General features: G+C 50.4%; 4 protein-coding genes and 2 pseudogenes. 5 read left to right on the forward strand and 1 reads right to left on the reverse strand.

Translation table 11 applies throughout. The annotated features are described in order from the left end of the window. Window positions 1-197 precede the first annotated feature (197 nt). From dmsA to dmsC, 3 genes and pseudogenes are all read left to right on the forward strand, one after another. A pseudogene (gene dmsA / locus ACUU1I_RS02900) lies at window positions 198-2642 on the forward strand (dimethylsulfoxide reductase subunit A). A 10-nt stretch (window positions 2643-2652) separates the two neighbouring features. Beyond that, window positions 2653-3270, forward strand: a complete 618-nt coding sequence (dmsB, locus tag ACUU1I_RS02905; protein ID WP_000213091.1) for a dimethylsulfoxide reductase iron-sulfur subunit DmsB — start codon at window positions 2653-2655, stop codon at window positions 3268-3270. Between the two features lies 1 nt (window position 3271). Beyond that, window positions 3272-4135, forward strand: coding sequence for a dimethyl sulfoxide reductase anchor subunit DmsC (gene dmsC / locus ACUU1I_RS02910; RefSeq protein WP_000534648.1), 864 nt, complete (start codon window positions 3272-3274; stop codon window positions 4133-4135). A 35-nt stretch (window positions 4136-4170) separates the two neighbouring features. Here dmsC and ycaC read toward each other — a convergent pair whose 3' ends face one another. After that, complete coding sequence (ycaC, locus tag ACUU1I_RS02915) at window positions 4171-4797, reverse strand: isochorismate family cysteine hydrolase YcaC (RefSeq protein ID WP_000165870.1); 627 nt, start codon at window positions 4795-4797, stop codon at window positions 4171-4173. A 314-nt stretch (window positions 4798-5111) separates the two neighbouring features. Between ycaC and ACUU1I_RS02920 the strand changes: the two genes are divergently transcribed. Both ACUU1I_RS02920 and ACUU1I_RS02925 read left to right on the forward strand, forming a co-directional pair. Beyond that, entirely contained in the window at window positions 5112-6260 is a 1149-nt protein-coding gene (locus tag ACUU1I_RS02920) for an MFS transporter (RefSeq protein WP_000109302.1), read from the forward strand. A 17-nt stretch (window positions 6261-6277) separates the two neighbouring features. Further along, a pseudogene (locus ACUU1I_RS02925) lies at window positions 6278-6506 on the forward strand (amino acid permease); the annotation flags it as partial.

A 6506-nucleotide genomic window follows, 5' to 3' on the forward strand; every position in this document is an offset into this window, starting at 1 on the left:
TTTTTGTCTCCCTTTGATACCGAACAATAATTACTCCTCACTTACACGTAATACTACTTTCGAGTGAAAATCTACCTATCTCTTTGATTTTCAAATTATTCGATGTATACAAGCCTATATAGCGAGCTGCTATAGAAATAATTACACAATACGGTTTGTTACTGGAATCAATCGTGATCAAGCTTGAGTGAGCCATTATGAAAACGAAAATCCCTGATGCGGTATTGGCTGCTGAGGAGAGTCGCCGTGGTTTGGTAAAAACGACAGCGATCGGCGGCCTGGCAATGGCCAGCAGCGCATTAACATTACCTTTTAGTCGGATTGCGCACGCTGTCGATAGCGCCATTCCAACAAAATCAGACGAAAAGGTTATCTGGAGCGCCTGTACAGTTAACTGTGGTAGTCGCTGCCCGCTACGTATGCACGTCGTGGACGGTGAAATCAAATATGTCGAAACGGACAATACCGGCGATGACAATTACGACGGCCTGCACTAGGTTCGCGCCTGCCTGCGTGGGCGTTCCATGCGTCGCCGTGTCTACAATCCGGACCGCCTGAAATATCCGATGAAACGAGTCGGGGCGCGCGGTGAAGGCAAATTCGAGCGCATTAGCTGGGAAGAAGCCTACGACATCATCGCGACCAATATGCAGCGCCTGATCAAAGAGTACGGCAACGAGTCTATCTATCTGAACTATGGCACCGGTACGCTGGGCGGCACCATGACCCGCTCCTGGCCGCCGGGAAATACCCTGGTCGCGCGCCTGATGAACTGCTGCGGCGGTTATCTTAACCATTACGGTGACTACTCTTCCGCGCAAATTGCGGAAGGTTTGAACCATACCTACGGCGGCTGGGCAGATGGTAACAGCCCGTCGGATATCGAAAACAGTAAATTGGTAGTGCTGTTTGGTAATAACCCAGGCGAAACGCGAATGAGTGGCGGTGGGGTGACTTACTATCTTGAACAGGCACGCCAGAAATCTAATGCTCGCATAATCATCATCGATCCGCGCTATACCGACACCGGTGCCGGGCGCGAAGATGAGTGGATCCCTATTCGTCCAGGAACAGATGCCGCACTGGTTAACGGTCTGGCGTACGTCATGATCACTGAAAACCTGGTGGATCAGGCATTCCTCGATAAATATTGCGTTGGCTATGACGAGAAAACCCTGCCCGCCAGTGCGCCGAAAAATGGTCATTATAAAGCTTATATTCTGGGTGAAGGGCCAGATGGCGTGGCTAAAACACCGGAATAGGCCTCGCAAATCACCGGTGTTCCGGCAGACAAAATCATCAAACTGGCTCGTGAAATCGGCAGTACCAAACCGGCGTTTATCAGCCAGGGATGGGGCCCGCAGCGTCACGCTAACGGTGAAATCGCAACCCGTGCTATCTCGATGCTGGCGATTCTGACCGGTAACGTTGGTATTAATGGAGGGAACAGCGGCGCGCGTGAAGGTTCATACAGCTTACCGTTTGTCCGTATGCCGACCTTGGAAAACCCGATCCAGACCAGCATTTCGATGTTTATGTGGACCGATGCCATTGAACGTGGCCCGGAAATGACGGCGCTGCGTGATGGTGTGCGCGGGAAAGATAAGCTGGATGTGCCGATCAAAATGATCTGGAACTATGCCGGTAACTGCCTGATTAACCAGCATTCTGAAATCAACCGTACCCATGAAATCCTCCAGGATGATAAGAAGTGCGAGCTGATTGTGGTTATCGACTGCCACATGACCTCATCGGCGAAATATGCTGACATCCTGCTGCCTGACTGCACCGCTTCCGAACAGATGGACTTTGCACTGGATGCATCCTGCGGGAATATGTCTTACGTGATTTTCAACGATCAGGTGATTAAACCGCGCTTTGAATGTAAGACCATCTATGAAATGACCAGCGAACTGGCAAAACGTCTTGGCGTTGAGCAACAGTTTACTGAAGGCCGTACCCAGGAAGAGTGGATGCGGCATCTGTATGCCCAGTCGCGGGAAGCGATTCCTGAACTGCCAACGTTTGAAGAGTTCCGCAAGCAGGGGATCTTTAAAAAGCGCGACCCACAAGGGCATCACGTTGCTTATAAAGCCTTCCGTGAAGATCCGCAGGCAACCCCACTGACTACGCCATCGGGCAAAATTGAGATTTATTCGCAGGCGCTGGCTGACATTGCCGCTACCTGGGAATTGCCAGAAGGCGATGTGATCGATCCACTGCCGATCTACACGCCGGGCTTTGAAAGTTATCAGGATCCGCTGAACAAACAGTATCCGCTGCAGCTTACAGGTTTCCACTATAAATCTCGCGTTCACTCAACTTACGGCAACGTTGATGTGCTGAAAGCGGCTTGCCGTCAGGAAATGTGGATCAACCCGCTTGATGCCCAAAAACGCGGTATCCACAACGGCGATAAAGTCAGGATCTTTAACGATCGTGGTGAGGTTCATATTGAGGCGAAAGTGACGCCACGAATGATGCCGGGCGTGGTCGCACTGGGTGAAGGCGCCTGGTATGACCCGGATGCAAAACGTGTCGATAAGGGCGGTTGTATCAACGTACTGACCACTCAACGTCCGTCTCCTCTCGCTAAGGGGAATCCGTCACATACAAACCTTGTTCAGGTTGAAAAGGTGTAAGGAGTAACCGATGACAACCCAGTATGGATTTTTTATTGATTCCAGCCGTTGCACCGGTTGCAAAACCTGCGAGCTGGCTTGTAAAGACTACAAAGATTTGACGCCAGAAGTCAGTTTCCGCCGCATTTATGAATATGCTGGCGGCGACTGGCAGGAAGATAACGGTGTCTGGCACCAGAACGTGTTTGCCTACTATCTGTCGATTTCGTGCAACCACTGCGAAGATCCGGCTTGTACTAAAGTCTGCCCGAGCGGTGCGATGCATAAACGCGAAGATGGTTTTGTTGTGGTCGATGAAGATGTATGCATTGGCTGCCATTACTGTCATATGGCTTGCCCGTATGGCGCACCGCAATATAACGAAACGAAAGGCCATATGACCAAATGCGATGGTTGTTATGACCGTGTTGCGGAGGGTAAAAAGCCGATCTGTGTTGAATCTTGCCCGCTGCGGGCGCTGGATTTCGGCCCTATCGACGAGCTGCGTAAAAAACATGGCGATCTGGCGGCCGTTGCGCCGTTGCCGCGAGCTCACTTTACCAAACCGAATATTGTGATCAAACCCAATGCCAATAGCCGCCCGACAGGGGATACCACTGGCTATCTGGCAAACCCGAAGGAGGTGTGAGATGGGAAGTGGATGGCATGAATGGCCGCTGATGATCTTCACGGTCTTCGGGCAATGTGTGGCGGGTGGTTTTATCGTTCTGGCTTTGGCGCTGCTCAAAGGCGACCTGCGAGCAGAAGCCCAGCAGCGTGTTATCGCCTGCATGTTTGGCTTATGGGTACTGATGGGCATTGGCTTTATCGCCTCTATGCTCCATCTTGGTTCACCGATGCGCGCCTTTAACTCGCTCAACCGGGTAGGGGCTTCAGCACTCAGTAACGAAATCGCCAGCGGTTCGATCTTTTTTGCTGTAGGCGGCATCGGCTGGTTGCTGGCAATGCTGAAAAAGCTGTCACCGGCATTGCGTACGCTATGGCTGGTGGTGACGATGGTTCTTGGCGTCGTCTTTGTCTGGATGATGGTGCGTGTGTATAACAGCATTGATACCGTTCCGACCTGGTACAGCATCTGGACGCCGATGGGCTTCTTCCTGACGATGTTCATGGGCGGCCCGTTACTGGGTTACCTGTTGCTGAGTCTGGCTGGCGTCGATGGCTGGGCGATGCGTCTGCTGCCAGCCATTTCTGTACTGGCACTGGTGGTGAGTGGCGTGATGTCAGTGATGCAGGGCACAGAGCTGGCAACTATTCATAGTTCTGTGCAGCAGGCCGCAGCGCTGGTGCCGGACTATGGTGCGCTGATGTCCTGGCGGATCGTGCTTTTGGCCGTTGCCCTGTGCTTGTGGATTGCACCACAGCTAAAAGGTTATCAGCCTGCGGTTCCGCTACTATCCGTCTCATTCATTCTGCTTCTGGCAGGGGAATTAATCGGTCGCGGCGTATTCTATGGTTTGCATATGACCGTGGGGATGGCCGTCGCAAGCTAATCAGTAACAACCGGGGTTTCGGCCCCGGTTCTCTTTTATTTCTGCTTCGTTAACGTGTCATAACTGGTCATCAAATTACGATAATCAGGAATATGGTTAGAGAACAACGTCGCCAGTCCTTCAATATCATTACGCCAGTCACGGTGCAGCTCGCAAGCCACGCCGAACCATGTCATCAATTGCGCACCAGCTTGCGACATGCGATCCCACGCCGAATGCCGGGTAATTTCATTAAAGGTCCCTGATGCATCAGTCACGACAAAGACATCAAACCCTTCTTCAATGGCTGAAAGCGCCGGGAATGCCACGCAAACTTCGGTTACCACACCGGCAATAATTAACTGTTTTTTACCTGTCGCTTTGACTGCTTTTACAAAATCTTCGTTATCCCAGGCGTTAATATTGCCCGGGCGAGCAATGTAAGGTGCATCGGGGAATTGTGCTTTCAGTTCTAGAACTAATGGGCCGTTAGGACCGGTTTCAAAACTGGTGGTAAGAATAGTTGGTAAGTTGAAATACTTAGCCAGGTCACCCAGCGCCAGCACGTTATTTTTAAACTTATCGGGTTCGATATCCCGTACAAGGGAAAGTAAACCAGCCTGGTGATCAACAAGCAAAACGGCAGCATCATTTTTATCAAGACGAACATACGGTTTGGTCATCCTCTTCTCCTTTCGAGAGTCAGTGGTACGTCTGAAATCGGTCAGACGCGATGCATTGCTCTGAAAGCATAGACGGGAAATATGAGTTTGCTGTGACCATGAAATTTTTCGACTGAACGAAGCGTATGAAATTTGTGTTAGATCAATAAAAACAATCAGATGAGATTAATCATCTCTTCAGCATTAGCGTTATGAATGAGTAATATAAATCGATAATACCGCCGCTGCGATATGCGCGTATTTTCACCCATTGACAATGTTTTTGGCGGTGGCATGATGCGCATGAAATTTGAACTTCCTCACGGTTTTAATTCATGTCCACGTATACCCGGCCTGTCATGCTTTTACTGTCTGGCCTGCTTTTGTTGACTCTGGCGATCGCGGTGTTAAATACACTCGTGCCGCTTTGGCTCGCCCAGGAACACATGTCCACATGGCAGGTAGGCGTTGTCAGCTCATCCTATTTTACCGGCAACCTTGTCGGTACATTGCTGACAGGGTATGTCATTAAACGCATTGGCTTTAACCGCAGCTATTATCTGTCCTCCTTCATTTTTGCTGCTGGCTGTGCCGGCCTTGGCCTGATGATTGGTTTCTGGAGCTGGTTGGCGTGGCGTTTTGTCGCGGGCGTCGGCTGTGCCATGATTTGGGTGGTTGTTGAGAGCGCGCTGATGTGCAGTGGGACGTCACGTAACCGTGGGCGTTTGCTTGCTGCGTATATGATGGTTTATTACGTGGGAACGTTTTTAGGCCAGTTACTGGTCAGCAAAGTCTCAACCGAGCTGATGAGCGTATTGCCGTGGGTTACAGGTTTGACATTGGCAGGGATCTTACCGCTGTTGTTTACGCGTGTCCTGAATCAGCAGGCTGAAAACCATGATTCGACGTCAATTACGGCAATGCTAAAACTCCGTCAGGCGCGGCTTGGCGTGAATGGCTGCATTATCTCAGGAATCGTTCTGGGATCTCTATATGGCCTGATGCCTCTGTACCTCAATCACAAAGGGGTGAGCAATGCCAGTATTGGTTTCTGGATGGCGGTACTGGTCAGTGCGGGTATCCTCGGACAATGGCCGATTGGACGTCTGGCGGATAAGTTTGGTCGACTGCTGGTTTTGCGTGTTCAGGTCTTTGTCGTCATTCTCGGCAGTATTGCGATGCTTAGCCAGGCGGCGATGGCCCCAGCGTTATTCATCCTCGGTGCCGCTGGCTTTACGCTATATCCGGTGGCGATGGCCTGGGCTTGTGAGAAAGTTGAACATCATCAACTGGTGGCGATGAACCAAGCCTTACTGTTGAGCTATACCGTGGGAAGTCTGCTTGGCCCGTCATTTACCGCTATGCTAATGCAGAATTTCTCCGATAATTTATTGTTTATCATGATCGCCAGCGTATCGTTTATCTATTTGCTGATGCTGCTTCGCAACGCCGGTCATACGCCGAAACCCGTTGCTCACGTGTAAATGAATTCAAGCAAAGTGTGAACTTACTGTTTCACACTCTGCTTTTTTGTTTCTTCTATCTGACTTGCTTTTTTCCAAATTTTATTCGTTTAAAAATAAAATGTGCAGCAGGTTATAATTTTGCATTTCGCTATTTCCGCACTTCTTATTTGCCGCGCATAATCCCTCGTTTTACAGATGCCCCTTTAATTTTGGCGAAGGATTTGTCTATGGCTGGGAATGTTCAGGAAGTAAGCGCCCCATCAG

This window comes from Shigella sp. SIG3 (assembly GCF_053555855.1).